Here is a 24,978-nt window from a genome sequence, read left to right as displayed (position 1 = left end):
ATAAAAATATACTTGTTTATAGGGTTTTACCAATAGAATAGAATACGACTGAATTAGCTCCATTATCGAATAATGATTGAATGGCATCTTCATCAATATTAACTGATTTAGTATATAAATCATCAATCAATAAAATATCTTTACCATCAACTTCTGATGAAATTTTACAGGTTTCATTTGTTATTCCAGGGTAAGGTAAATTCCCTCCACCACCATGTCCTGACCTAGCCAAATGTGTTGTTTGCGTATCTGTATGTCTTATTATATAATTTGTTCCATCGATAAAGCCATTCAACTTATGTGCGACATTAGCAACAGATAGTTTAAATGTTAATTGATTTTTTGTATAATTTTTTTCTGCTCTTGCTCTTGGGATAACACAAATATAGAGATTATTTTTTCCTGTTTCTTGTAGAATTTGTGGTAAATCTTTTTCCAAAATTGTAATTAAATTTTTCTCTGCCTGTTCTAACTCATTTTTACTTTTTTCATGAAATTGATTTTTTAGAGTGCAAATGATATTTTCAGTCGTTCCTATTGTATTTCTAATACTTTCATTTCCTCCGTGATAATCAGAGTGATAAAATGCATCAGTAGATTTTGAAATAAATCGCCCAAGTTGTCGATTATTCGTTGTTGGATTTGTATACCAACTTCTTTCTGGAAGAATTTCAAAGCTATTCATTTCTAAATGATTATAGGGTTAATAATTTCAATGCCTACTTTTTTTGCATCAGTAATTTCTATTTCTTCATTTTCAAAAATGACAACTAAATTTGATGGAATACCTAATTTAAAAATTGCGTTTTGAAATTTGTTTATTTTTTCGTTTTCATTAACGACTAATCCTCGGTAAAAAAGATTATCAAATTTATCAAAGAGACCATGATACTTTAATGTTACCCTAGCCCTTTCTTCACGACAATTTGTAACTAAAACAGTTGTATTTGTTTTTGAATATTTAAAAAGAATATCTGCAATTCTTGTAATAAGTTTTGTTTCTGACAAAAAGTCTATATAATAGTTTTCTTTTTCTTGAATTATTCTTTCATATTCAGTTTTACTCAAATTAGGAACTGAATTTTTAAGATCACTACGGCTAAATCGTTTATCGTTATTATAAATTAGATCTAGATCTAATTTCGTTACTGATTTTATCGCTTTCATGTAAGAAAGAAAGTTAGCAAGATCTGTATCAATCAATGTTCCATCCATATCAAAGAATAAAACTTTATCAGTCGTAATTTTGTTTGGAATATTTTGTTGTATTTTAATTCTTTGCTCCATTTGCCTTTAATATTTGTTGGTTTTATAGTTACAATAATTAAGTTCTTATAAAAAACAAACATCGCCTTTAATTTAAATCAACCACCAAGTAAAAACACCTGATTTTTTGCTAAAGTAAATCTCTTCAGTGAATTGATTTTACGGAAAACCATAAACGAAATTATAAAAACAAAAATCCCTAGCCCTGATAGCAGCGGCATCCTTTTTAGGTAAACGAAAAATATCTAATTCAACCGTAAACATTCTGCCTAAAAAGATATAGCGGAGAGCAGGAAACAGCTCCTGAAAAAACCATCAACGAACAACTTTTAACTATCAACTATTTTTCGTAAATTTGCACTCCAATAAAAGGAATTAGAAAATGTTAGATAGACTTCAAATAGTAAAACAGCGTTTTGACGAGATTTCGGATTTGATTATCCAGCCGGATGTTATTTCTGATCAGAAACGTTATGTGCAATTGAATCAGGAGTACAAAAACCTGAAAGCATTGGCTGAAAAGCGTGATGAATACGTGCTTTTGATGGCTAATATAGATGAGGCAAACGAAATTATTGCGGATGGAAGTGATGCAGATATGACCGAAATGGCCAAAATGCAGCTGGACGAAGCAAAACAAAGATTGCCGGAACTGGAGGAAGAAATCAAGTTTATGCTGATCCCTAAAGATCCTGAAGATGCTAAAAACGTGATGGTCGAGATTCGTGCCGGTACGGGTGGGGATGAAGCGAGTATTTTTGCCGGAGATCTGTTCAGAATGTATACCAAATATTGTGAGAACCAAGGTTGGAGAACTTCGGTTGTGGATATGAACGAAGGAACTTCGGGAGGTTTTAAAGAGGTTATTTTTGAAGTTACCGGAGAAGATGTTTACGGAACTTTGAAGTTTGAAGCGGGTGTTCACCGTGTTCAGCGTGTTCCTCAGACGGAAACTCAGGGTCGTGTGCATACATCGGCTGCAACAGTGATGGTTTTACCGGAAGCAGAAGAGTTTGATGTTCAGATTGATATGAACGATGTTCGTGTAGATTTCTTCTGTTCATCAGGGCCTGGAGGACAATCGGTTAACACAACAAAATCGGCTGTACGTTTAACACACATTCCAACCGGATTGGTGGCGCAATGTCAGGATCAGAAATCACAGCATAAAAATAAAGACAAAGCTTTGACGGTTTTACGTTCCCGTTTATATGAGCAGGAATTGGCCAAAAAAGAGGCTGAGGATGCTACAAAACGTACATCGCAGGTAAGTTCGGGAGACCGTTCGGCTAAGATTCGTACGTATAATTATGCGCAGGGTCGTGTAACGGATCACAGAGTTGGCCTGACACTTTACGATTTAGGAAATATCATGAATGGTGATATTCAGAAAATTATTGCCGAGCTGCAATTGGTAAACAATATGGAGAAACTGAAAGAAGCTTCGGAGGTGTTCTAAAATTTTAGAGAATAGAAAATAGAGTAAAGAATAACATAAAAGCCGGACTAATGTTCGGTTTTTTTACTTGGGAAATTGAAAGAAGCTTCTGAGGTTTTCTGAATATTAGCACTATAATAGCAAAACTTAACTAATCTGCAATTAGTTAGGTTTTTTTTTGTCATTTTTTGTTTCATATTTGCGTGCCCTTAAATCACAAAATTATTAACTAACCAATCACTTAATAATAATTTTATGAAAAGAACTTTGCTGTTTTATTGCTTTTTGGGAAGCATTTTTTACGTTAACGGACAATCGTATTTTGGATTTCGGGATGATAATTACGCCGGAATTCAGGGAGTGTTGTTTAATCCATCTTCTATTGCAGATTCAAAATACAAAGCCGATATTACTGTGTTTTCAGTAAGTTCGACAGGGCAAAACGATTTGTATGGTGTTAATTTTACCGAGGCATTAGGTGGTGGGTATGATTTTGAAACACAGGCCCGCAAAAATATTAAAACGAATAACAGAGGGAATTTTAATGTCGATATTCTGGGGCCTTCCTTTATGATGAATATTACGCCCAGGCATAGTATTGCTCTTTTTACCCGCGTACGAAGCATAACCAGTCTTGTTAATGTAAATGGTGCGCTAATTGATGAACTTAATCAGGACGCAGATGCATCGAACAGTTTTTCGATAACAGGAGGAAACCCCAATGGAGTCAGTAATTCCTGGGCAGAAATTGGAGCGGGGTATGGTACTGTATTATTGGATGATGATGAACATTTTATAAAAGGCGGGATTACATTAAAATATCTAATGGCGGGAGCAAACGCTTATATCAACGGAAATGATCTGAGTATTACTTTTAATAAAAATGATATTGATCCGGCATTGAGTGAATTTCACTCAACAGGGACATTAAGAACGTCTGCAAGTTATGATTATCAAAACGGACAAGATCCGGAGTTTAATGGTTCATCAGCAGGCTTAGGCATTGATATAGGTTTTACCTACGAGTATCGTACCAACTGCCATACCTGTGAAGGAAACAGATATAAACTTAAAACTGCAGTGGCTGTAACTGATATTGGCAAGCTTAACTATAAAAATACTATTGAAAATACTTACAACCTAACAGGAACGGTTACTCAGAATGATATTGATAATGCAAAAGATATTTTTGAGTTTTTTGATACAAATTATGCAAAAACTTCTGCAAGAAAAGGGGTAAAAGCAAATTTGCCAACCGCTTTGCATACTAACTTTGACTGGAATGTAAACAATAAATTTTATTTGAATCTAAGTGGTGATTTTGGACTGGTAAATGCAGAAAAAATAAACGGAACAGCAATTGCTAATTCGGTTACATTTACACCGCGATATGAAATCAGACAATTTAGCTTTTATGTTCCATTGACCTGGATGGAATACAGCGGTACTCAGGTAGGAGCCGGTTTTAGAATTGGTGCTTTATTTATTGGTTCCGGTTCTGTTGTTTCTAATTTGTTTTCAAACAATTCTAAAGCTTGTAATCTTTATGCTGGTTTGAAGCTTCCAATCTATCAAAATTATAAATAACAACAAAAGACAAATATTCAATTTTAGTTTGGTTTTATTATGGCAAAAAAGCAAAGTTCACTAATGTAAACTTTGCTTTTTTTTATAAGGCTCTAATTATAAAAATTAGGGTTTATAGTGAAGGTATTAACTGTTTAACCGTTTGTCTATAAAACGTATAAACGGGTTAGATACCTAGAAATACTCTTGTGAATTCAAAACATTTATATAGATTTGAGTAAAGGTGTACACCGTTTTTTATTATTATTTCATTTAACTTTTCCATAATATTTGTAATTAAGGTTTAACAATTACTCTTGTGATGCTTCTTCATGTGATGGTTCCTGCGGTTTAGAAATTAAAGTGGTAACGGCCAGCTGTATTAACGACCCAAGGATATTTTTAAATGTCGAATGGGTTTTTCCTACTACCAGTTTTTTTGCCAGATAACCTATTCCAATGCTTATTGCTGATTGGGCCAGATTACTTTTAAATCCTATACTTTCATTGATTTCTTCCACAGTATTTCGAATCAGGTTAAGAGGTTTTAAATTCTCTTTAATTTCATCGATTTCATCTTTAATATCACACCATTCTCTATCTTGTTGCTCTTCTAAAAGTTTAATTTTCTGATTTAATGAATCAATAGTGTAAATAGTTTCCATAACTGTCTTTTTCTTTATGAATTATTAAATCAGTTTTTAGAATCTTTTAAAATGCTGGAAACAATCATGTTTCCAATAGGTGTTTTTATTAGTTTATGCTGTGTTTTATGCAAAACAACAGCCACAATGAGATAAAATAATGCCACTATAAAAAAACCGTAATAATACTCACCAAGTATTTTTCCAAGCCATAAACTGATTCCTATATTCAGGAACAGGGTAAAAAATGCAACAACAGCTCCGACTGCTATTCTGGATGTTACTGTTGACAGTGCGTCAGCAGAGGCTAATACCGTTTTGAGTTTAATTAATTCTAAACTCGTTTTAGCATAATTTTCTGCCTTTTCATACAGATTTAAGTTTTCATTTGTTGTTGCATTTGATTCCATGGTAAAAAATTTTATGATTTGAAAAATTCACTTTTTTTAATAGTTCGTTTTTACAGTTTTTGCTTCAGAATTGAAGTCGTCTTTTACAGAATTGAATTTGGCTTTTCCTTCTTCAATAATGTCTTTACCATTTGAAGTAATAGTATTTATGATACCATCTACTTTGCTTTTTAAATTATCTCCGTAATCTTTTGATTTATCTGAGATTTTTTTTCTTGTATTGGTTCCTTTGTCCGGTGCAAATAAAACTCCTAAAAATGCTCCCGCCGCTGCGGCTCCTAAAATTCCTAAAACTGTTGTGCTAGTTTTCATAATATTTGATTTAATAGATTAATATAATATTTAATAATGTTGATTTTTAAATTTCACGACCTTTGATAAGTCTGAATAATATTGCGATTACAGCAATTACTAATAATACGTGGATAATACTTCCTGCGCTATAAACAAAGAACCCGAGAGCCCAAAGAATAACTAAAATAACTGCAATTGTGTATAATAAATTTGACATGGTCTTTAAAATTTATGGTTAATAATTAATTGTTTAATTTAATTTGTATGAAAGGTATAAGGACAAATTGCTGTTTTTTAGATCTGATGAATCATCTCCATCTTTTTCTATAGTTGTCAATCCGTAATTATAACGTAATCCAACGCTAATTGGGTTAAAATCTACTCCAACACCGGCAGCTATACCAGCATCAAATTTGTTAAAGTCGTCGGTATCGTATTGATCTTCGAATTCGAAATCTCCATCACCTGTCGATTTAGCACTAACCATATAAGATGCGTAACCACCAGCGTGTATATTGAAATTTTTAGTAATATTTACTCTTACCAACAAAGGAAGTTCAATATAATTTAATTTTAATTTTACATTTCCTTGGGCCAGGGCATTGTTATACTCTAATTTTGAACCTCTTGTAGTGAATAATAACTCTGGCTGAATAGCAATAAAATCTGATACAGGTAATGTAGCATATACACCGGCATTAAAACCGAATAATACGTTTTCATCATCAGCATCGTCCGTATATAAATTAGACATGTTAAGTCCTCCCTTTACACCAAATTCAGTATTTACATTATTATCCTGAGCATGCAGCATTCCGAATGAAGCTGTTAAGAAAAGTGTTAAGGCGCATAAAATATTTGATCGCATTTTCATAATTTTAAAATTTAGTTAATAATAATTGTAGGCTTTTAATTGATTTCTTTTTTAATTTTTTCGGCTTCTCTTAAAAAATCATATTGTTTTGGTAAATAATGAACAATTAGGCTTAATATTTCCATATCTTCTGTTTTCTTTGAAATAGATTCAAATAAGTCTATTTGCTCAGATAAAGATTTTATGATCGAATTGACGTATGATTTATCAAAACCTACTTGTCTTTTATCAACCAGTTCATATAGGTCTCCAGGAGTAACCGTTGAATTTATTTCATTTGTTATAATGAGTTTTTTGATGGCTATTTTATTAATTTCCTGCAGTAACAAATTTTGATTGTTTTCTATTTTAATGCTGATACCCTTTATAGTATTTCTTAAACTCCTATGTTGTGCCAGCTGACTTTTTGAAATAATCGATTTTGTTAAATTTGCAACCGCTATAAAAAAATAAGCTTCAATTTCTTCACTATTTTTTGTAAGAACGTATTTATTATTTACCTTTTCGGAACCTTCATTTTTTTTACAAGATGAAATAGTTATTATTAAAATCACTATGCAAATTGTTTTTAAAAATGATGATTTTAGAGGCATTGTTTTATTACTTCATTATTACATTACAAAGATGCAAACCAAGAGTAGGTTTTACTTTACAGCATAAAAAAGAAACGTTATATAATTCCCATAATGGAAGTTATATAACGCATAACATGGTGTTTTTTTTGAAGAATTATTCGGGAAGGAACACAGTAAATACTGAGCCTCGGGTTGGTTCACTGTCTGCAGTGATATAACCTTTGTGGTTCTCAACAATTTTTTTGCAGATTGCTAATCCAATTCCGGTTCCGGGATAATCAGTTTTCGAATGTAACCGCTGAAACAATATAAAGATGTTGTCCTTAAACTGTGGATCAAATCCCATTCCGTTATCAGTGAAAGAAATTTTGTAGAATTTTTTAAAAGACTGGTCTAATAATTCAGGATACTCAATTGAAAGAATTTTGTCACATCCAATAGTAATCTGAGGTGTAATACCAGGCTGGCTGTATTTTAGGGAATTTCCAATAAGGTTAATAAAAAGCTGTTCTATCTGATATGGAATTACTTTAAGTTTGGGTAATTTATCAATTTTAAAATTTCCTTTCTTTTCATCAATTATTACGGCTAATTCTAATTTGGCATTTTCTAATAATTCATTCAGATCAGATTTAATGAATTCTTTCTTGGTAGTATTAGTTTTTGAAAATAATAATAAATCATCAATCAGTACACGCATTCTTTTGGCTGATGTTTCGATTTTTGAAATATAATCTTTGGCATTGTCAGAAAGAGTGGCTTTGTCGGCATCGGAAATCCTGGAAATAAAAGTTTGGATTTTGCGAAGAGGCTCTTGTAAATCATGACTGGCAACATGATTAAAAGAAGCTAGTTCCTGATTGCTTTTTTCAAGTTCATTATTGCGTTCCTTAAGTTTGATGTTTAATAAATGTTCGTCGGTAATATCAAAATTAATTCCCAGTAAAATTTTACTGCCTTGTTTGTCTATAAGTAATTTGCCTGTAGACTTAAAATACCGGATTTCATTATGAGGCTGAATAATTTTATAGTAGATAAAAGGTAATTCCCCATTATTGATTACGCCTTCCATCGATTCAGCAATTGCTTCTTTATCGTCAGGGTGTACAAAGTTCAAAAAAGTATCTTTATCAGGAATAAATGCATTGGGTTGGAATCCCAGAAGACGGAATTGATTTTCAGAATAATCAATTCTGTCAGTAGCCAAATCCCATTGCCAGGTACTGAATTTACCTATTGCTTCAGATTCTGCTATTAGGCCTGACGAAATTAAAAGCTTTTTATTATATACCTTAAGACGTTCTATATCATTGCTTATTTGTCTGTAAGCTAGCAAAATAAAGGTTAATGCTGCCAGAAATAAGGAAATTGAAAAAACAGGACCAAGAGAAATTTCTTCGTCATATTCTCTTAAACTTTTCTCTAAAAATGTTTTTTCGATGTCATTCATTTCATCAACCTGAAAACGGATGTTTTCCATCAGGATACGACCGCCAAACATATGGTTGTCTAATTTTCTTTTATCGTAAGTTTTAGGATCACTGTATTTTAAACAATTTTCAAAAGAAACATACCGCTGAATAATTAATTTGAATAACTTTTTGAGATTTTGTTTTTGCTTTGGATTATCAGCGGTAAGCTTCTTTAAAGTAATGAAAGATGTATTTACCTTGTCGCGGGAAAAGAGATATGGAGTGAGAAATCGGCTGTTTCGGGTAATCATATACCCACGCTGACCAGTTTCAGCATCTTTAATAGCTGACATCAGCCGCTCAAGTTGTATGTTTATCTCATACGTGTGCATTAATAACTTAGTGGACTTGTTTAGACCACGATTGTGTTTGTAAGTTATCGATGAAAGAAATAGTAAAATGAAAATAGCTATTATAAAAATAACTCTCAAATAATTTGAGGAATTAAACTTAGGTATCCATTTCATTATTATTGCAATTATTTAAGGCTTAAAAGAAAGTTATCACGATTTAATCCTGATGTATGATAATGCCAGTTTAGCGTTATAACTTCATTAATAATTTTTTTAAGCGCATTAAAATCACTCGGTTTTTTGATATAAATATTAGCTCCCTCAATAAATGTATCTTCAATATCTTCATCGGAAGACGATGTGGAGTAAATTGCAATTATTATGTCTTTTAAATGTTCTGTTTTTTTTATTTCGATCAAACATTCTTTACCCGTTTTTTTAGGCATGTTTAAATCCAGAAATAAAATATCAGGTAATTTTGTATCAGGATTCATAAGATGTTCCATTAATTGTAATCCATCGAAAACAAATTCGACTTTCGTCTGCACTTTTACTTCTTCAAAGGCATCTTTAAAAAAAAGTCTATCATCTTCGTCGTCATCAGCGAGCAAAATGTGTAATGCGTTTTTCTGCATTGAATATAGGTGTTTGGTTTTACTTTAAATTTTCTCTTCGCTTCTTAATAATTCTGAGAAATGCTGAAGGTGTTATTCCGGTTGTGTTTTTAAACTGAGTACTTAAATGTGCAACACTCGAATAATTCAGTAAAAAAGCAATTTCGGTTAAACTCATTTCATTAACAATCATTAACTGCTTTGCTCTTTCTATTTTTTGAATAATAATGAAATTTTCAATAGAAGAATAGGTTACCTCAGAAAACACATTGGATAAATAACCATAACTATGATTTAATTTATCAGCTAAATATGCTGAACTTTTAAAATTATTATTATCATCAGTGTAAACTAATTCTATTATTGCATCTTTTATTTTTTGAACTAAAACACTTTTCTGATTTTCTACAATCTCAAGACCTAAAGGACTTAAATTATTTTTCAAATCCTCCAATGCTTCAGCACTAAGATTTTCATCAAGTTCAATTTCTCCGAATCCTAAGGTAGAAAAATTTAAATTTTGTTCCTCCAGTTTTTGTTTTAAAAAAAGAGTACAAATAGTATTAATATCAAATTTTATAAATAACTTCATTTTTAAAAAATATGGTTAAAGATAATTAATTTATTTTTGGTTTTTTAATTTAAAGTAAGCTTTTGATAAATGTAAATCTTTAAAGTTTGAAAATCAAAAAAATACCGCCTAATTTAAATTAGGCGGTATAACTGGTTTAATTTGAAAAAGTTTACAATTCTGACAAAATCTGATGCAATTCTTCCTTTGTTTTACCTAATTTTTGCTGAAGGTTTCCATACATTTCGTCTTCTTTTCCTTCGGCAAACATCAAATCATCATCAGTCAATGTAGCATATTTTTGTTTCAATTTCCCTTTCAATTCATTCCAGTTTCCTTTTATTTCGGTAATATTCATAACTATTAAAATTAAATTATTTGTGTTATGTAAAATTCCGAATTATTAACCGGGTCTGTGTTATATATATTTTCGTGACTGTTGTATAATTCACATTATAGCGTATTGCCGATTGTTGTGTGCATCTTCAAATTTAAAAAATCAACTTTTTTTTGTTTTACATAATTTATTAAAGATGTTACATCAATTCAATGTAAGATACTCTATTTGTAAATCAATTATTGTAGTTTTGCGCCCAATTTGAAACCCAAAAAATAAATCTTAATGAAAAAGACATTTTTAATTTTACTATTCTTAATTTTCGGTTTAACAGTAACTGCGCAATCTTACACAGGCTATTTTCATGATAATTATGCCGGTGTACAAAGCGTACTTTTTAATCCGGCATCAATAGCAGACTCTCGTTTTAAAACAGATATTAATTTGTTTTCTGTTAGTGGTACAGTAGGAAATGATTTGTATGGTGTTAAATTTTTTGATGTTTTTAAAAAGGATTATGATATCGACAGTGAAGCCAAAATAACTCCCTCAAATGCAAATAATGCCCGTATTAATTTTGATATTATGGGGCCATCGTTTATGTTTAATATTGCACCAAAACATACATTGGCAGTTTTTACAAGAGCGAGATCTATAACAAACTTAAGAGATATTAATGGAAACCTTATTGATCAGGTTAAAGACGGATTAGATGAATCGAGCGATTTTAATCTGAATGCAGGGAACGCAAAAGGAGCTTCAAATACATGGGGAGAATTAGGGATTTCTTATGCTGCCGTTTTATATCAGCACAACCAGCACTTTTTAAAAGGAGGTTTAACAGCCAAATATCTGCAGGGTGGCGTAAACGGATATATTCAGGGAAAGGATGTTAATGTAACGTATGCAGAAAACAATATAAATCCCAGTGCCGGAGTCTTGATTTCTAACGGAGAAATTACCATTGGTGCAAGCCAGGATTTTGAAGCCAATGAAGATTATAAGTTTGATGCTGATTCAAGAGGATTTGGCTTTGATTTAGGACTTGTTTACGAATGGAGACCTAATTATACAGATTATGATTTAAATAATGCAAAACCGGCGGATAATAACTTTAGGGACCTAAATAAATATAAAGTACGTTTTGGATTGTCTGTTACAGATATTGGATCGATAGATTATAAAAATGCAAAACAGGATACTTATGATGTAAATGGTATTGTAACACAGCAAATGATTGATGATGCGGATAATTTGTATGATTTCCTAAACGAACATTATACTAAAACGTCAACTTCAAAAGGAGCAAAAACAAATTTGCCAACGGCACTTCATGCTGATGTAGATTGGAATATGTACAAAAAATTCTATCTAAACCTGAATGGAGACATTAATATGGTTTCTACAAATAAACTTAACGCTTACGGAATTGCCGACAGGGTATCTTTGACACCTCGTTATGAAAGCAGATGGTTTAGTTTTTATGTGCCAATGACATGGATGGAATATAGCGGAATGCAGGTAGGTTCCGGAATTAGACTGGGAGCTTTCTTTGTCGGTTCGGGTTCTGTACTTAGCAACGTAGTTTCTAAAGAATCAAAAGGGGCTGACTTTCATGTTGGTATGAAGATTCCGGTTTATGAAAAGAAATTTAAAGATACTGACGGAGATGGTGTTATTGATAAAGAAGATGGTTGTAAAAAAGTTGCCGGACCAGTTGAAAACCATGGTTGTCCTTGGTCGGATACAGATGGAGATAAAGTTTTTGATAAAGATGATTCTTGTCCTGAAATTGCCGGTCCGATAGAAAATAAAGGTTGTCCATGGAAAGATTCTGACGGAGATACTTTACTGGATAATGCTGATGCTTGTCCCACAGTTGCAGGTCCCGTAGAAAATAAAGGATGCCCTTGGAAAGATACTGATAAAGATAGCGTTTTGGATAAAGATGATGCCTGCCCGGAAGTTGCCGGTTTAGTTGAAAATAGAGGATGTCCGAATTTGGATGCCGACAAAGATGGTGTTTTAGATAAAGATGACGCTTGTCCTGCAATTGCCGGTCCTGCAGAAAACAAAGGCTGTCCGGTAGTTAACAAAGCTGTATTGGAACAGTTAAAGGTAGAAGCAAAATCTATTTTCTTCACATCAGGAAAAGCTGTTTTAAGTAATGCTAATAATAATGAAACTTCAGCAAGATTAGATGCTATCAAAGAAATTTTGAAAAACTATCCAAATGCCAGATTTGCAATCAATGGGCATACTGATAATGTAGGAAATGCTAAAGTAAACCAAAAATTATCAGAGGCAAGAGCAAAAGTTGTTATGGATGCCTTAATTGCAAAAGGGGTTAATCCTGCAAATTTAACTTCTCAGGGATTTGGAGCTGCAAAACCGGTTAAATCAAATAAAACTGCTGCAGGAAGGGCAGAGAACAGAAGAACCGAGATTGTTTATTTAGGTAATTTTTAATCACAATTGAATATAATATCAAAAAGCCATTCTTAATTGAGTGGCTTTTTTTATTTTTGCATACTTTCCAAAAAAACAAGAATGACAACACAACAGCTGCACGAACAAATTCTTCTGAAAAAATCATTTTTATGTGTCGGATTAGACCCCGATTTATCAAAAATCCCGTCTCATTTATTAGAAACCGAAGATCCTATTTTCGAGTTCAATAAAGCTATAATTGATGCCACACACGATTTAACTGTGGGATATAAACCAAATACTGCTTTTTTTGAGGCTTATGGCATAAAAGGATGGCTTTCACTTCAAAAAACAATTAATTACATCAACGATAATTATCCTGATATATTTACCATTGCCGATGCAAAACGCGGTGATATAGGAAACACTTCGAGCATGTATGCAAAAGCTTTTTTCGAAGATTTGAATTTTGACAGTGTAACCGTTGCTCCTTATATGGGGAAAGATTCTGTTGAGCCTTTTCTGGCTTTCGAGAATAAACATACAATTATGCTGGCTTTAACGTCAAACGAAGGTGCTTTCGATTTTCAGACATTGACTACAAACGGAAAAGAATTATACAAACAAGTTTTAGAAACTTCCAAAACATGGAAAAATAGTAAAAATTTGATGTATGTTGTTGGTGCTACTAAAGCAGAATATTTTGCAGAAATTCGTAAAATTGTTCCGGACAGTTTCTTATTAGTTCCCGGAATTGGCGCTCAGGGCGGAAGTTTGTCCGAAGTTTGCAAATACGGAATGAATGATAAAGTTGGCCTATTGGTAAATTCTGCCAGAGCCATTATTTATGCTTCCAAAGGAACAGATTTTGCTGAAAAGGCGAGGGAAGAGGCTTTGAAAGTGCAACAGGAAATGAAAAGTATTATTGGTTTAAAGTTTCAGGTTTAAAGTTTCACGTTGTTTTACTTTGAACATAATTTACGGCAAAGCAAAATTTCGTAAAGAAATAACTTTGCGTTACAGTAGTGTAAACCTTTACGAACTTTTACTGTAAAAGACAACCCAAAACTTGAAACCTGAAACAAAGAAAACATGAAACAATTAATTGATCAAATTGGTAATTCGCATTCTTTTGAAACAGTTCCAAAACGTATTATTTCGTTGGTTCCTTCTCAAACCGAATTATTATATGATCTTGGTTTAGAAGAAAAGATCATCGGAATAACAAAGTTCTGTGTGCATCCATATCATTTAAAATCAACTAAGAAAGTTGTTGGCGGAACTAAGAAAATTCATTTTGAGAAGATAAAACTATTACAGCCGGATATTATTATTTGCAATAAGGAAGAAAACACTAAGAAAATTGTTGAACAATTAAATACAATCTGTCCAGTTTGGGTCACAAATATCATTACGATTGAAGATAATTTTCAGATGATTTCAGATTTCGGACAGCTCTTTAATTGCAGGACTGAAGCCCAAAAATGGAATAACAAATTGGCTTTTGTTTTAAGCGATTTTAAAAAATATGTTCAGGATATTCCACAAAAAAAAGCTGCTTATTTTATTTGGAAGAATCCTTATATGGTTGCAGGAAAGGATACTTATATCAATGAATTATTAAAATTGAATCATTTTCAGAATATCTACGAAGATAAAGGGCGTTATCCTGAAATCGAACTTAAAAAAATGCGTTTAGAGGGTGATCCGGACCTGGTTTTACTTTCTTCAGAGCCATATCCTTTTAAGGAAGAAGACGCTTTTGAAATTGGAAGATTTACACATCACGCCAAAACCGTTTTTGTTGATGGTGAAATGTTCTCCTGGCATGGAAGCCGATTATTAAAGGCTTTTCCGTATTTTAAATTACTACACGAAAGATTAGGAAATTAGTTTAAAGTTTTCTTTGTTTCAGGTTTCAAGTTTTTTGGATTGTGTTTTTTTAATCGTAAAGTTTGCTAAGATTTCGCAAGGTTTGCAAAGGAATATATTTGCATTTTTAGGTAAATCTTGTACGGTTAATATTTATGCTCAAAGTCAAACAACCTGAAACCTGAAACAAAGAAAACCTGAAGCAAAATTTGTACAAAAAAATGCCGGCATCTGGAAGACGCCGGCATCATTTAACTAACCAAAACCAAAATAATAAATAACCAGTTTATTACATTACAAAGATCATATATATATGAATCTTTTGCTGTTAAGGTTTTGTTATTACTTTGTTGGACATAAGTTAAGATTTTTTAAAACGCTTTTTTGAGCCTCCAAAAGCATAAAAACAGCTTTTAGTTAAATTTGTTACATTGTTTTAACGGCTATTTAATTTTGCCTTTTCTTTCATGATATCGGCAATTTTTCTGTTTTCTATTTTACTTTCCAGCCAGGAAATAATGTCCAGATATAGGAAAGCCCTTTTTTCATAAGTGTTTTTTTCCAATTCAATAAAACGCTCACGCATTTTAATAAATTCTTTTTTAATATCGGTTGGATAGAAATTATTCAGGTTTTTCAGGAACTTAATGATTTCCTTCTGAACCTCGTGTAAATCATTCATTTTCAATAAAAACTTGTACGTGTTTTTCAAATGATTTTCTAAATAATAATCTTTTCCAAGCTCATAATGTACAATTAACGACAAGATACGTGCAAAGCACATTAAGTCTTCGCGCATCGTTAAGTTTTTGTTATTAATGATTTTATCTAAATAAAAAATAGATTCATTATACTTTTCATTTCCAAAATAAATACAGGCAATTTTATAGTAAAACAGCATTTCATGATGCTCATCGAGGTGCTCGCTGTGTAATTTTATTTTGTCTAAAATCTCAGGAATCAAATATTCGCTTTCGGCAAAAGTTCCCTCCAGAATATGATAATTTAACTTATTATTATACACATATAAGAAGGATAGTGATGCAATATTATCATTCACAGGAAATTTCGAATCCTCAATAGTTTCTTCTAAAAGCGTTAAATATTTTTTGAAATTTGATTTATATTTCAACATATAAAGAGATTCCAGGAAATAATGGTTTCCTTTTAGAAAGAATACAGGATTTTGATAGATCATATTTGGGTTGTCATAAAAAAGGCGAACCCATTTATAAGCATATTTATAACTTGCGAGGAAATCCTGAACAAGGAAGCTACGCCAAAGATTAGCATTATAGAACCAATACTTTTCTCTGAAACCAAACTTGCTTTCGTCTAACTTTGAAATATGTTTATTAAAATAATCATCAATATATTTGTATTCCTCATCACTTTTTACATAGCCGGTTTTAAGCATTATTCCATATAATTGAAGCGATAAATTCGATAATTTACTTGAAATAGTATTCCGATAGTTTAATTCTTTGGCCTGAATAACCAATTCATCGGCACGACCCTGAATACTTCGTGTAATATATTGTGATTCGATGAGTTTTTCGAATTCGACAATTTCATATGCCATGTATTTTTCGTCATTTTCAAGCGCTATGATTTTGGTTTTATCCAGAATTTTTAAACTTTGTTTGTATAATCCTTTATTGTATAAAATAACAGCAAAATCAATCTGTTCACGCAATTGGTAACGAATGTTCTGACTGGGAATATTCAAACGTATGCTAACTAAAATCTGTTTGTACAGATATGACTTTAAGTTAGATAACTGTACTTTTTTGATGATTCCGCTTTTTAAAATAAGCCTCTCATCATAGGTTTCCGATTTATCTAAAATATTAAATAACTCAATGAATTTAGTGTTCGAACTCGTTTCTAATCGGCTTGCAAAAATTTTAAACTGTCTTTTCTCAGATTTTGAAAGGGATTTAATCAGAACAAATAAGAAATCTTTTTGATGGTTAGCCATTGTAAAATATAATAATGTAACTTATTGGTTGTTAGTTATTTAATACGTTATAAATTGTTTTATGAACAGTATAATTTCATTAAAATGAATTTCATACTGAAGTAGTACAATATATATTTGTTATCAAGATGTGAAATTACATTAAATAAATGAATATGAATAGAGAGAAAGTTCAAATTTTTGACACCACTTTGCGTGATGGAGAACAGGTTCCGGGATGTAAGTTAGATACTAAACAAAAATTAGTTATCGCTGAACGACTTGACAAAATGGGAGTTGATATCATCGAAGCAGGTTTTCCTGTGTCAAGTCCGGGCGATTTTTTATCGGTCTCTGAGATTTGTAAGATCGTAGAGAATGCAACCGTCTGCGGACTGACAAGAGCCGTGAAAAACGACATTGACGTTGCTGCAGCTGCTTTAAAGCATGCTAAGAAACCCAGAATCCATACCGGAATCGGAACTTCACAATCTCATATACTCCATAAATTAAACACTACTCCGGAAGATATTATTGCCAGAGCAAAATTTGCAGTTTCTCATGCTAAATCTTATGTCGAAGACGTTGAGTTTTATGCAGAAGATGCCGGTAGAACTGATAACGCTTTTTTAGCAAAAGTTTGTGAAGAAGTAATCAAATCAGGAGCAACCGTATTAAATATTCCGGATACAACAGGATATTGTCTGCCTGAAGAATACGGAGCAAAAATTAAATATTTAAAAGAAAACGTAAAAGGTATAGAGAATGTAATTCTTTCATGTCACTGTCATAACGATTTAGGAATGGCCACTGCGAACTCAATTTCGGGTGCTATAAATGGAGCCAGACAAATCGAGTGTACAATAAACGGTATTGGTGAAAGAGCCGGAAATACAGCACTTGAAGAAGTAGTGATGATTTTTAAACAACATCCTTATTTAAATTTAGATACTAATATCAATACAAGAGAATTAAACGAAATGAGTCGTTTGGTTTCTGAAAGTATGGGTATGATGGTACAGCCAAATAAAGCTATTGTAGGAGCAAATGCTTTTGCACACAGTTCCGGGATTCACCAGGATGGAGTAATCAAAAACAGAGCAACCTACGAAATCATGGATCCATTGGATGTTGGTGTAAATGAATCTTCGATTATTCTTACTGCCAGAAGTGGAAGAGCTGCATTGGCATATCGTGCTAAGAAAGTAGGTTATGAACTTACAAAAGTACAATTGGATATCGTATATATTGAGTTCCTGAAATTCGCTGATATCAAAAAAGAAGTTTTAGACGAAGATATTCATCAGATTATAGAAGCATCTAAAATTCAGGGCGATTTAATAAGAAATTAAATTTAGAAAAATAAAATTTTAAATACATAAAGAACGAGGCATTATGAATTTGAAAATAGCAGTTTTAGGAGGAGACGGAATTGGACCGGAAGTAATTTTGCAAGCCAAAAAAGCTTTATATGCAATTGGTGAAGTGTATAATCATGAATTTGTTTTTGAAGAAGCCCTGATGGGAGCTGTAGCTATTGACAAAACAGGAAATCCGCTTCCTGAGCAAACACTGAATCTTTGCTTGAATACAGATGCAGTTTTGTTTGGAGCTATTGGAGATCCTAAATATGATAACAATCCGAATGCAAAAGTCCGTCCGGAACAAGGGTTATTAAAACTGCGTAAGGAGCTGGGTTTATTTGCAAATATTAGACCTATTAAACCTTATAAATCGCTAATTGATTCTTCTCCATTAAAAAGAGAAATTATTGAAGGAGCTGATTTTACTATTTTCAGAGAATTAACAGGCGGAGCTTATTTTGGAGCAAAAACATTAAATGAAGAAGGAACTCATGCTTCAGATTTATGTGAATATTCAGAAGAAGAAATTACCAGAATTGCACATTTGGCTTTTAAATCGGCACAAAACCGACGCAAAAAGCTAACTATGGTAGATAAAGCAAATGTTTTGGAAACCTCAAGATTGTGGCGAAAAGTAGTTCAGAAAGTAAGCGAAAGCTATCCTGATGTTGTCCTCGATTTTTTATTTGTAGATAATGCAGCAATGCAGATTATCTTAAATCCAAAACAATTTGATGTGATTTTGACAGAAAATTTATTTGGAGATATTTTATCAGATGAAGCAAGTGTTATTACTGGTTCTATCGGTTTATTGGCTTCGGCATCTTTAGGAGAGAAAAATGCATTATTTGAGCCAATTCACGGATCTTATCCACAAGCAAAAGGAAAAAATATAGCTAATCCAATTGCCTCTATTTTATCAGCTGCAATGTTGTTAGAACATTTTGGGTTGTTTAAAGAATCAAATGTGATTTATAAAGCAGTCGAAAAAGCAATCGAATTTAAAGTTGTTACTACTGATTTAAAATCGGATTCAAAATTTGGTACGAATGAAGTAGGCGAATTTATTTCAAACTTTATTTTTAGTAAAGATGACCTGCTTTATTTTAATAATGATAATGTTCATATCGGACAATCAACGATTGTTTAATGTTTTTTGTTAAATGTTGAAATAAATAACAAGAAGTATTTAAAATGTTGAGATTTATTTTTTTAGTCCTATTAGTTTTTATACTTTTGTGACACCAAAAAAATAAATGATGCAAATCTCAATTATTATTACTTCTGTCATTGTTGTCAATGTGTATAGCACATCTGCATCGGGAATGGTATAAATATAATTGAAAGATATATATTATAACCTCCCACTTAGTTGGGAGGTTTTTTTTAGAAATAAAATTAAATTACAAATATTACATAATGGAATTAAACAAGTACAGCAAAACAATCACGCAAGACGAAACACAACCAGCTTCTCAGGCTATGTTCTACGGAATTGGCTTGACAGAAGAGGATCTTAAAAAAGCGCAGGTAGGAATTGTGAGTATGGGTTACGACGGAAATCCTTGTAACATGCACTTAAACGACCTGGCTAAAGATATTAAGACAGGCGTCTGGAAAGAGGATTTGGTTGGCTTGATTTTTAATACTATTGGTGTAAGTGATGGTATCTCTAATGGTAATGATGGAATGCGTTTTTCTTTGGTTTCACGTGATGTAATTGCAGATTCTATCGAAACGGTTATGGGAGCACAATGGTATGATGGTCTGATTGCCGTTCCGGGTTGTGATAAAAATATGCCGGGAGCTTTAATGGCTATGGGAAGAGTAAATCGCCCTTCTATTATGGTTTATGGAGGATCTATTCATCCGGGAAAATGGAAAGGGGAGGATTTGAATATTGTTTCTGCTTTTGAAGCTTTAGGTAAAAAAATCAAGAACACGATTACACCTGAAGATTTCAAAGGAGTAATTCAAAATGCTTGTCCGGGTGCCGGAGCCTGTGGTGGAATGTACACTGCAAATACAATGTCATCTGCAATTGAAGCATTGGGAATGAGTTTGCCTTACAGTTCTTCTAATCCTGCCTTGAGTCCAGAAAAGAAACAAGAATGTGTTGATGCAGGTAAAGCCATCAGAATATTATTAGAAAAAGATATTAAGCCTAGGGATATTATGACTCGTAAAGCATTTGAAAATGCAATTACGATGGTAGCTGTTTTAGGAGGTTCGACCAATGCAGTAATGCACTTAATTGCAATGGCTCACTCCGTAGGTATTGAATTGACACTAAAAGATTTCCAGGATATTAGCGATAAAACACCATTATTAGCAGACTTGAAACCAAGCGGTAAATATTTAATGGAAGATTTACACAATGTAGGTGGTGTTCCGGGAGTAATGAAATATTTATTAAAAGAAGGTTTATTGCACGGTGATTGTTTAACTGTAACAGGAAAAACAATAGCAGAGAATTTAGCTTCAGTTCCTGATTTACAAGATGGGCAAGAAGTAATTTTTGAAATTCAAAAAGCTTTAAAAGCTACCGGAAATATTCAGATTTTATACGGGAATATAGCAACAGAAGGTTGTGTGGCTAAAATTAGCGGAAAAGAAGGAGAGTTTTTTGAAGGTACAGCTGTAGTTTTTGAAGGTGAAAAGGATGTAATCAGAGGAATACAAGCAGGTGAAGTGAAGCCTGGAAATGTAGTGATTATTCGTTATTGCGGTCCAAAAGGCGGTCCCGGTATGTCTGAAATGTTAAAACCAACATCTGCCATTATGGGAGCAGGCTTAGGGAGTTCTGTAGCCTTAATTACTGACGGACGTTTCTCTGGAGGATCTCACGGTTTTGTTGTGGGTCACGTTACTCCGGAAGCATATGAAGGCGGTGGAATTGCATTGATAGAAAACGGCGATGTTATTACAATTGATGCTGTAAATAATACTATTAATATGAAGATTTCCGATGAAGAATTGGCAAAACGTAAAGCCAATTGGAAAAGACCGGAATCATTAATTAAACAAGGAGTTTTACTTAAATATATGCGTTCGGTCTCCAGTGCCTCTGAAGGATGTGTTACTGACAAATAAATTTAAAAAAAATAGAAACCTCTAGATTCAAAAAATATTCAGAGGTTTTAAAAAAGATATAAAATGGAAACAATTAAAATATCTGGCGCAGAAGCCGTTATCAGGTGTTTATTGGCAGAAGGAGTAGATTTGGTTTATGGATATCCGGGAGGAGCCATAATGCCGGTTTATGACGAATTATATAAATTTCAGGATCAATTGCACCACGTTTTGGTGCGTCACGAACAAGGTGCAGCTCATGCGGCACAAGGTTTTGCAAGAGCTACTGGTAAAGTGGGTGTAGCGATTGCAACTTCGGGACCAGGAGCAACAAATTTAGTAACTGGTATTGCCGATGCTCAAATCGATTCTACACCATTAGTGTGTATTACGGGTCAGGTTGGAAAACATTTATTAGGTTCTGATGCTTTTCAGGAAACTGATATTATTGGAATTTCAACTCCAGTAACCAAATGGAATTACCAAATTACAGAAGCTCACGAAATTCCGGAAATTATTGCAAAAGCGTTTTATATTGCAAGATCAGGCCGTCCAGGTCCGGTCTTAATCGATATTACTAAAAATGCCCAGTTTGATGAGTTTGATTTTAGTTATGAAAAATGTACGGGGATTAGAAGTTATCACCCAAAACCGGTGTTGGATCTGAAAAAAGTACAGGAAGCTGCTGATATTATTAATAATGCAAAAAAACCATTTATTGTTTTTGGTCAGGGTATTATATTAAGTGAAGCAGAAGAACAATTAAAAAGATTAGTTGAAAAATCAGGGATTCCGGCTGCCTGGACAATTTTAGGCCTTTCAGCTTTACCGACAGATCATCCTTTGAATGTAGGTATGGTAGGGATGCACGGTAATTATGGACCTAACGTTCTGACTAATGAATGTGATGTTTTAATTGCACTTGGAATGCGTTTTGATGACCGTGTTACCGGAAATTTAGCTACTTATGCTAAACAAGCGAAAGTAATTCACTTCGAAATTGACCCTGCTGAAGTTGATAAAAACGTAAAAACTGAAGTTGCTGTTTTAGGAGATGTTAAAGAGGCATTGACTGCTTTGATTCCATTAATTGATAAAAAATCACATGATTCATGGCATAATGAATTCAAGGAAAAATATAAAATTGAATTAGATAAGGTTATTAATGAAGAGTTAGCTCCAACAAATGGCAAAGGAATTTCCATGGGAGAAACTATAGAAATGATTAATAAGCACTCGAAAGGTGATGCAATAATGGTTTCGGATGTAGGTCAGCATCAAATGTTTGCCTGCCGTTATGTTAAATTCAATTCAACTAAAAGTAACGTTACTTCAGGAGGATTAGGAACAATGGGATTTGCTTTGCCTGCTGCTATCGGTGCCAAAATGGGAAGACCAGATCGTGAAGTGGTTGCTATTATTGGTGATGGTGGTTTTCAAATGAATATACAGGAGTTAGGTACAATTCACCAAACAAAAGTCCCGGTAAAAATTGTCGTGTTAAACAATGAATTTTTGGGAATGGTACGTCAATGGCAAGAATTATTTTTCGACTATAGATATGCTTCTACGGTTATGATAAATCCAAATTTTTGCGCTATTGCTGAAGGGTATTATATCAAATCAAAGAAAGTAACTAAGAGAGAAGATCTTGATGCTGCTGTGGCAGAGATGATGGCTTCTAAAGATTCGTACTTTTTAGAGGTTATGGTAGAGAAAGAGAATAATGTATTTCCAATGATTCCAACAGGAGCTTCGGTTTCTGATATCAGATTAAGTTAAAAAAACATGGAAGATAAAACATTTACCATTTCGGTATATTCGGAAAATAATGTGGGCTTGTTAAATAGAATATCTGGGATATTCTTAAAACGCCACATCAATATATTAAGTTTAAACGTTTCAGAATCAGAAATAGAGAATGTTTCAAGATTCATCATAGTAGTTGAAACTACTGAGAAATGGGTTAAAAATATAGTAGGGCAAATAGAGAAACAAATTGAAGTTATAAAAGCATTTTATCATACAGATGAAGAGACAATTTATTTGGAAAATGCCTTATTCAAAATAGCATCAGGTTTATTGTTTGATGAGAAACAAATTCAGAATATAATCAAAGACAGTCAATCTACGATTGTGACTGTTTCTCGCGATTTCTTTGTGATTTCAAAATCTGGAAGACGTTCTGAAATTGAAGAATTATATGCAAAATTCAAACCATACGGCATTATGCAATTTGTACGTTCAGGAAGAATTTCAGTTTCTAAAGAAAAAATGGAAATTTCATCATTATTATTAAACGAATTAAAATAGTTACAAAATTAAACATCATACTTATTAAATATTAAAAAAATGGCCAATTATTTCAACACATTACCACTTAGATTACAATTAGAACAATTAGGGGTTTGCGAATTTATGGATCAATCAGAGTTTGCAAATGGAATAGCAGCATTAGCAGGAAAAAAGGTTGTTATCGTAGGTTGCGGAGCTCAGGGTTTAAACCAAGGTTTGAATATGAGAGATTCAGGTTTGGATATTTCTTATGCTTTGCGTGCAGATGCAATTGCTGAAAAAAGAGCTTCTTATAAAAACGCTGCCGAAAATGGTTTTAAAGTTGGTACATATGAAGAATTAATTCCAACTGCAGATTTAGTTTGTAACTTAACTCCGGATAAACAACATACTGCTGTTGTAACTGCAATTATGCCATTAATGAAAAATGGTTCAACTTTGGCATACTCTCACGGATTTAATATAGTAGAAGAAGGAATGCAGATCCGTAAGGATATTACTGTAATCATGTGTGCTCCTAAATGTCCCGGATCAGAAGTGCGTGAAGAGTATAAAAGAGGTTTTGGTGTGCCAACACTTATTGCGGTTCACCCGGAAAATGATCCAAACGGATTAGGTTTAGACCAGGCAAAAGCTTACGCTGTAGCAACTGGCGGGCATAGAGCAGGAGTTTTAAAATCATCATTTGTTGCTGAAGTAAAATCAGATTTAATGGGTGAGCAAACTATCCTTTGCGGGTTATTGCAAACAGGTTCTATTTTATGTTTTGATAAAATGGTTGAGAAAGGAATTGATGCTGCATATGCTTCAAAATTAATTCAATACGGATGGGAAACCATCACTGAAGCTTTGAAACATGGTGGTATCACAAATATGATGGATCGTCTTTCAAATCCTGCAAAAATTGAAGCTTACGAAATTGCTGAAGAATTAAAAGATATCATGCGTCCGTTATTCCAAAAGCACCAGGATGATATTATTTCCGGAGAATTCTCCAGAACTATGATGATTGACTGGGCAAATGACGATAAAAACTTATTGACCTGGAGAGCAGCTACAGGAGAAACTAACTTCGAAAAAACAGCTCCACAAGAAGCTCCAATTTCAGAACAAGAATATTTTGACAATGGAGTATTAATGATTGCAATGGTAAAAGCGGGCGTTGAATTAGCTTTTGAAACAATGACTGAAGCCGGTATCATTGAAGAATCTGCTTATTACGAATCATTACACGAATTGCCATTGATTGCAAACACTATTGCAAGAAAGAAATTATTTGAAATGAACCGTGTTATTTCAGATACAGCAGAATATGGCTGTTATTTATTTGATCATGCTTGTAAGCCTTTATTGACTGAATTCATGAAAAAAGTAGATACAAATATAATAGGAAAACCATTCTCAACTTCAAACGGAGTAGATAATGCAATTTTAATTGCCGTGAATAAAGAAATTCGTCAACATCCTATCGAAGAAGTAGGAGCATGGTTGAGAGCATCTATGACAGCAATGAAAAAAATCGGATAATATAAATTAGAATTACACACCACGTTGTGTGTGGGGGATTTTGCACTGTATCTTTGTTTTATATAATATTTTGAATTAGTAAGCACTTATTAAGATAATCCGGG

24 protein-coding genes are annotated in these 24,978 nt (G+C 32.9%); 11 read left to right on the top strand and 13 right to left on the bottom strand.

What is annotated here, in order from left to right; genetic code table 11:
- Positions 1-16 precede the first annotated feature (16 nt).
- Positions 17-685 (bottom strand): hypothetical protein, encoded by a 669-nt coding sequence (locus ACEN92_RS05145; protein WP_495641298.1) that lies wholly within the window; start codon positions 683-685, stop codon positions 17-19.
- Positions 686-687: 2 nt separating this feature from the next.
- Positions 688-1,287 carry an HAD family hydrolase gene (locus tag ACEN92_RS05140; protein ID WP_495641297.1) on the bottom strand — a complete coding sequence of 200 codons (600 nt, stop codon included), beginning with the start codon at positions 1,285-1,287 and terminating at the stop codon, positions 688-690.
- A gap of 361 nt (positions 1,288-1,648) precedes the next feature.
- Here ACEN92_RS05140 and prfA point away from each other — a divergent pair, with 361 nt between their 5' ends.
- Together prfA and ACEN92_RS05130 are read left to right on the top strand one after the other, a co-directional pair.
- Positions 1,649-2,725 (top strand): peptide chain release factor 1, encoded by a 1,077-nt coding sequence (gene prfA, locus ACEN92_RS05135; RefSeq protein ID WP_495641296.1) that lies wholly within the window; start codon positions 1,649-1,651, stop codon positions 2,723-2,725.
- 234 nt (positions 2,726-2,959) lie between these two features.
- Positions 2,960-4,291 (top strand): DUF5723 family protein, encoded by a 1,332-nt coding sequence (locus ACEN92_RS05130; RefSeq protein ID WP_495641295.1) that lies wholly within the window; start codon positions 2,960-2,962, stop codon positions 4,289-4,291.
- A gap of 290 nt (positions 4,292-4,581) precedes the next feature.
- Here ACEN92_RS05130 and ACEN92_RS05125 read toward each other — a convergent pair whose 3' ends face one another.
- From ACEN92_RS05125 to ACEN92_RS05080, 10 genes are all read right to left on the bottom strand, one after another.
- The gene (locus ACEN92_RS05125; protein WP_495641294.1) at positions 4,582-4,935 is read right to left on the bottom strand and encodes a hypothetical protein; all 354 of its coding nucleotides are present in this window, start codon (positions 4,933-4,935) and stop codon (positions 4,582-4,584) included.
- A gap of 29 nt (positions 4,936-4,964) precedes the next feature.
- Positions 4,965-5,324 carry a hypothetical protein gene (locus ACEN92_RS05120; RefSeq protein ID WP_495641293.1) on the bottom strand — a complete coding sequence of 120 codons (360 nt, stop codon included), beginning with the start codon at positions 5,322-5,324 and terminating at the stop codon, positions 4,965-4,967.
- A 36-nt stretch (positions 5,325-5,360) separates the two neighbouring features.
- Complete coding sequence (locus ACEN92_RS05115) at positions 5,361-5,636, bottom strand: YtxH domain-containing protein (protein ID WP_495641292.1); 276 nt, start codon at positions 5,634-5,636, stop codon at positions 5,361-5,363.
- A 46-nt stretch (positions 5,637-5,682) separates the two neighbouring features.
- Positions 5,683-5,835: a lmo0937 family membrane protein gene (locus ACEN92_RS05110; protein ID WP_495641291.1), complete on the bottom strand. Its 153-nt coding sequence runs from the start codon at positions 5,833-5,835 to the stop codon at positions 5,683-5,685.
- A 33-nt stretch (positions 5,836-5,868) separates the two neighbouring features.
- Positions 5,869-6,492, bottom strand: a complete 624-nt coding sequence (locus ACEN92_RS05105) for a porin family protein (protein WP_495641290.1) — start codon at positions 6,490-6,492, stop codon at positions 5,869-5,871.
- Between the two features lie 35 nt (positions 6,493-6,527).
- Positions 6,528-7,085 (bottom strand): DUF4142 domain-containing protein, encoded by a 558-nt coding sequence (locus ACEN92_RS05100; RefSeq protein WP_495641289.1) that lies wholly within the window; start codon positions 7,083-7,085, stop codon positions 6,528-6,530.
- 136 nt (positions 7,086-7,221) lie between these two features.
- Entirely contained in the window at positions 7,222-9,006 is a 1,785-nt protein-coding gene (locus tag ACEN92_RS05095; protein WP_495641288.1) for a sensor histidine kinase, read from the bottom strand.
- A gap of 11 nt (positions 9,007-9,017) precedes the next feature.
- Positions 9,018-9,467: a response regulator gene (locus ACEN92_RS05090; RefSeq protein WP_007811483.1), complete on the bottom strand. Its 450-nt coding sequence runs from the start codon at positions 9,465-9,467 to the stop codon at positions 9,018-9,020.
- Between the two features lie 19 nt (positions 9,468-9,486).
- Complete coding sequence (locus ACEN92_RS05085; protein WP_495641287.1) at positions 9,487-10,038, bottom strand: helix-turn-helix domain-containing protein; 552 nt, start codon at positions 10,036-10,038, stop codon at positions 9,487-9,489.
- A 151-nt stretch (positions 10,039-10,189) separates the two neighbouring features.
- Positions 10,190-10,375, bottom strand: a complete 186-nt coding sequence (locus ACEN92_RS05080) for a CsbD family protein (protein ID WP_495641286.1) — start codon at positions 10,373-10,375, stop codon at positions 10,190-10,192.
- 264 nt (positions 10,376-10,639) lie between these two features.
- Here ACEN92_RS05080 and ACEN92_RS05075 point away from each other — a divergent pair, with 264 nt between their 5' ends.
- From ACEN92_RS05075 to ACEN92_RS05065, 3 genes are all read left to right on the top strand, one after another.
- Positions 10,640-12,823 carry a DUF5723 family protein gene (locus ACEN92_RS05075; RefSeq protein WP_495641285.1) on the top strand — a complete coding sequence of 728 codons (2,184 nt, stop codon included), beginning with the start codon at positions 10,640-10,642 and terminating at the stop codon, positions 12,821-12,823.
- 81 nt (positions 12,824-12,904) lie between these two features.
- Entirely contained in the window at positions 12,905-13,732 is an 828-nt protein-coding gene (gene pyrF, locus ACEN92_RS05070) for an orotidine-5'-phosphate decarboxylase (RefSeq protein WP_495641284.1), read from the top strand.
- 144 nt (positions 13,733-13,876) lie between these two features.
- A complete protein-coding gene (locus ACEN92_RS05065; RefSeq protein ID WP_495641283.1) occupies positions 13,877-14,677 on the top strand; it encodes an ABC transporter substrate-binding protein in 801 nt (266 codons plus the stop codon).
- A gap of 415 nt (positions 14,678-15,092) precedes the next feature.
- Here the strand turns inward: ACEN92_RS05065 and ACEN92_RS05060 are convergent, their stop codons facing one another.
- Positions 15,093-16,637: a hypothetical protein gene (locus ACEN92_RS05060; RefSeq protein WP_495641282.1), complete on the bottom strand. Its 1,545-nt coding sequence runs from the start codon at positions 16,635-16,637 to the stop codon at positions 15,093-15,095.
- Between the two features lie 155 nt (positions 16,638-16,792).
- Here ACEN92_RS05060 and ACEN92_RS05055 point away from each other — a divergent pair, with 155 nt between their 5' ends.
- From ACEN92_RS05055 to ilvC, 6 genes are all read left to right on the top strand, one after another.
- Positions 16,793-17,968, top strand: a complete 1,176-nt coding sequence (locus tag ACEN92_RS05055; protein ID WP_495641281.1) for a 2-isopropylmalate synthase — start codon at positions 16,793-16,795, stop codon at positions 17,966-17,968.
- 43 nt (positions 17,969-18,011) lie between these two features.
- Positions 18,012-19,130: a 3-isopropylmalate dehydrogenase gene (gene leuB / locus ACEN92_RS05050; protein ID WP_495641280.1), complete on the top strand. Its 1,119-nt coding sequence runs from the start codon at positions 18,012-18,014 to the stop codon at positions 19,128-19,130.
- 269 nt (positions 19,131-19,399) lie between these two features.
- Entirely contained in the window at positions 19,400-21,073 is a 1,674-nt protein-coding gene (gene ilvD, locus ACEN92_RS05045) for a dihydroxy-acid dehydratase (RefSeq protein WP_495641279.1), read from the top strand.
- Positions 21,074-21,136: 63 nt separating this feature from the next.
- Positions 21,137-22,834 (top strand): biosynthetic-type acetolactate synthase large subunit, encoded by a 1,698-nt coding sequence (ilvB, locus tag ACEN92_RS05040; RefSeq protein WP_495641278.1) that lies wholly within the window; start codon positions 21,137-21,139, stop codon positions 22,832-22,834.
- 6 nt (positions 22,835-22,840) lie between these two features.
- Positions 22,841-23,365, top strand: a complete 525-nt coding sequence (ilvN, locus tag ACEN92_RS05035; RefSeq protein ID WP_495641277.1) for an acetolactate synthase small subunit — start codon at positions 22,841-22,843, stop codon at positions 23,363-23,365.
- Between the two features lie 39 nt (positions 23,366-23,404).
- A complete protein-coding gene (gene ilvC, locus ACEN92_RS05030) occupies positions 23,405-24,874 on the top strand; it encodes a ketol-acid reductoisomerase (RefSeq protein WP_495641276.1) in 1,470 nt (489 codons plus the stop codon).
- Positions 24,875-24,978: the final 104 nt, after the last annotated feature.

This window comes from Flavobacterium sp. Flavsp81, from assembly GCF_059491325.1.
This window is presented reverse-complemented; position numbering and strand designations above follow the sequence as displayed.

Coding starts and splice junctions, on each gene's coding strand:
- ACEN92_RS05105 (WP_495641290.1), bottom strand. CDS start 6,492: ATGAAAATGCGATCAAATATTTTATGCGCCTTAACACTTTTCTTAACA.
- ACEN92_RS05095 (WP_495641288.1), bottom strand. CDS start 9,006: ATGAAATGGATACCTAAGTTTAATTCCTCAAATTATTTGAGAGTTATT.
- ACEN92_RS05110 (WP_495641291.1), bottom strand. CDS start 5,835: ATGTCAAATTTATTATACACAATTGCAGTTATTTTAGTTATTCTTTGG.
- ACEN92_RS05120 (WP_495641293.1), bottom strand. CDS start 5,324: ATGGAATCAAATGCAACAACAAATGAAAACTTAAATCTGTATGAAAAG.
- ACEN92_RS05065 (WP_495641283.1), top strand. CDS start 13,877: ATGAAACAATTAATTGATCAAATTGGTAATTCGCATTCTTTTGAAACA.
- ilvD (WP_495641279.1), top strand. CDS start 19,400: ATGGAATTAAACAAGTACAGCAAAACAATCACGCAAGACGAAACACAA.
- ACEN92_RS05145 (WP_495641298.1), bottom strand. CDS start 685: ATGAATAGCTTTGAAATTCTTCCAGAAAGAAGTTGGTATACAAATCCA.
- ACEN92_RS05125 (WP_495641294.1), bottom strand. CDS start 4,935: ATGGAAACTATTTACACTATTGATTCATTAAATCAGAAAATTAAACTT.
- ACEN92_RS05115 (WP_495641292.1), bottom strand. CDS start 5,636: ATGAAAACTAGCACAACAGTTTTAGGAATTTTAGGAGCCGCAGCGGCG.
- ACEN92_RS05060 (WP_495641282.1), bottom strand. CDS start 16,637: ATGGCTAACCATCAAAAAGATTTCTTATTTGTTCTGATTAAATCCCTT.
- leuB (WP_495641280.1), top strand. CDS start 18,012: ATGAATTTGAAAATAGCAGTTTTAGGAGGAGACGGAATTGGACCGGAA.
- ilvC (WP_495641276.1), top strand. CDS start 23,405: ATGGCCAATTATTTCAACACATTACCACTTAGATTACAATTAGAACAA.
- ACEN92_RS05055 (WP_495641281.1), top strand. CDS start 16,793: ATGAATAGAGAGAAAGTTCAAATTTTTGACACCACTTTGCGTGATGGA.
- prfA (WP_495641296.1), top strand. CDS start 1,649: ATGTTAGATAGACTTCAAATAGTAAAACAGCGTTTTGACGAGATTTCG.
- ACEN92_RS05075 (WP_495641285.1), top strand. CDS start 10,640: ATGAAAAAGACATTTTTAATTTTACTATTCTTAATTTTCGGTTTAACA.
- ilvB (WP_495641278.1), top strand. CDS start 21,137: ATGGAAACAATTAAAATATCTGGCGCAGAAGCCGTTATCAGGTGTTTA.
- pyrF (WP_495641284.1), top strand. CDS start 12,905: ATGACAACACAACAGCTGCACGAACAAATTCTTCTGAAAAAATCATTT.
- ACEN92_RS05080 (WP_495641286.1), bottom strand. CDS start 10,375: ATGAATATTACCGAAATAAAAGGAAACTGGAATGAATTGAAAGGGAAA.
- ACEN92_RS05140 (WP_495641297.1), bottom strand. CDS start 1,287: ATGGAGCAAAGAATTAAAATACAACAAAATATTCCAAACAAAATTACG.
- ACEN92_RS05100 (WP_495641289.1), bottom strand. CDS start 7,085: ATGCCTCTAAAATCATCATTTTTAAAAACAATTTGCATAGTGATTTTA.
- ACEN92_RS05085 (WP_495641287.1), bottom strand. CDS start 10,038: ATGAAGTTATTTATAAAATTTGATATTAATACTATTTGTACTCTTTTT.
- ACEN92_RS05130 (WP_495641295.1), top strand. CDS start 2,960: ATGAAAAGAACTTTGCTGTTTTATTGCTTTTTGGGAAGCATTTTTTAC.
- ilvN (WP_495641277.1), top strand. CDS start 22,841: ATGGAAGATAAAACATTTACCATTTCGGTATATTCGGAAAATAATGTG.
- ACEN92_RS05090 (WP_007811483.1), bottom strand. CDS start 9,467: ATGCAGAAAAACGCATTACACATTTTGCTCGCTGATGACGACGAAGAT.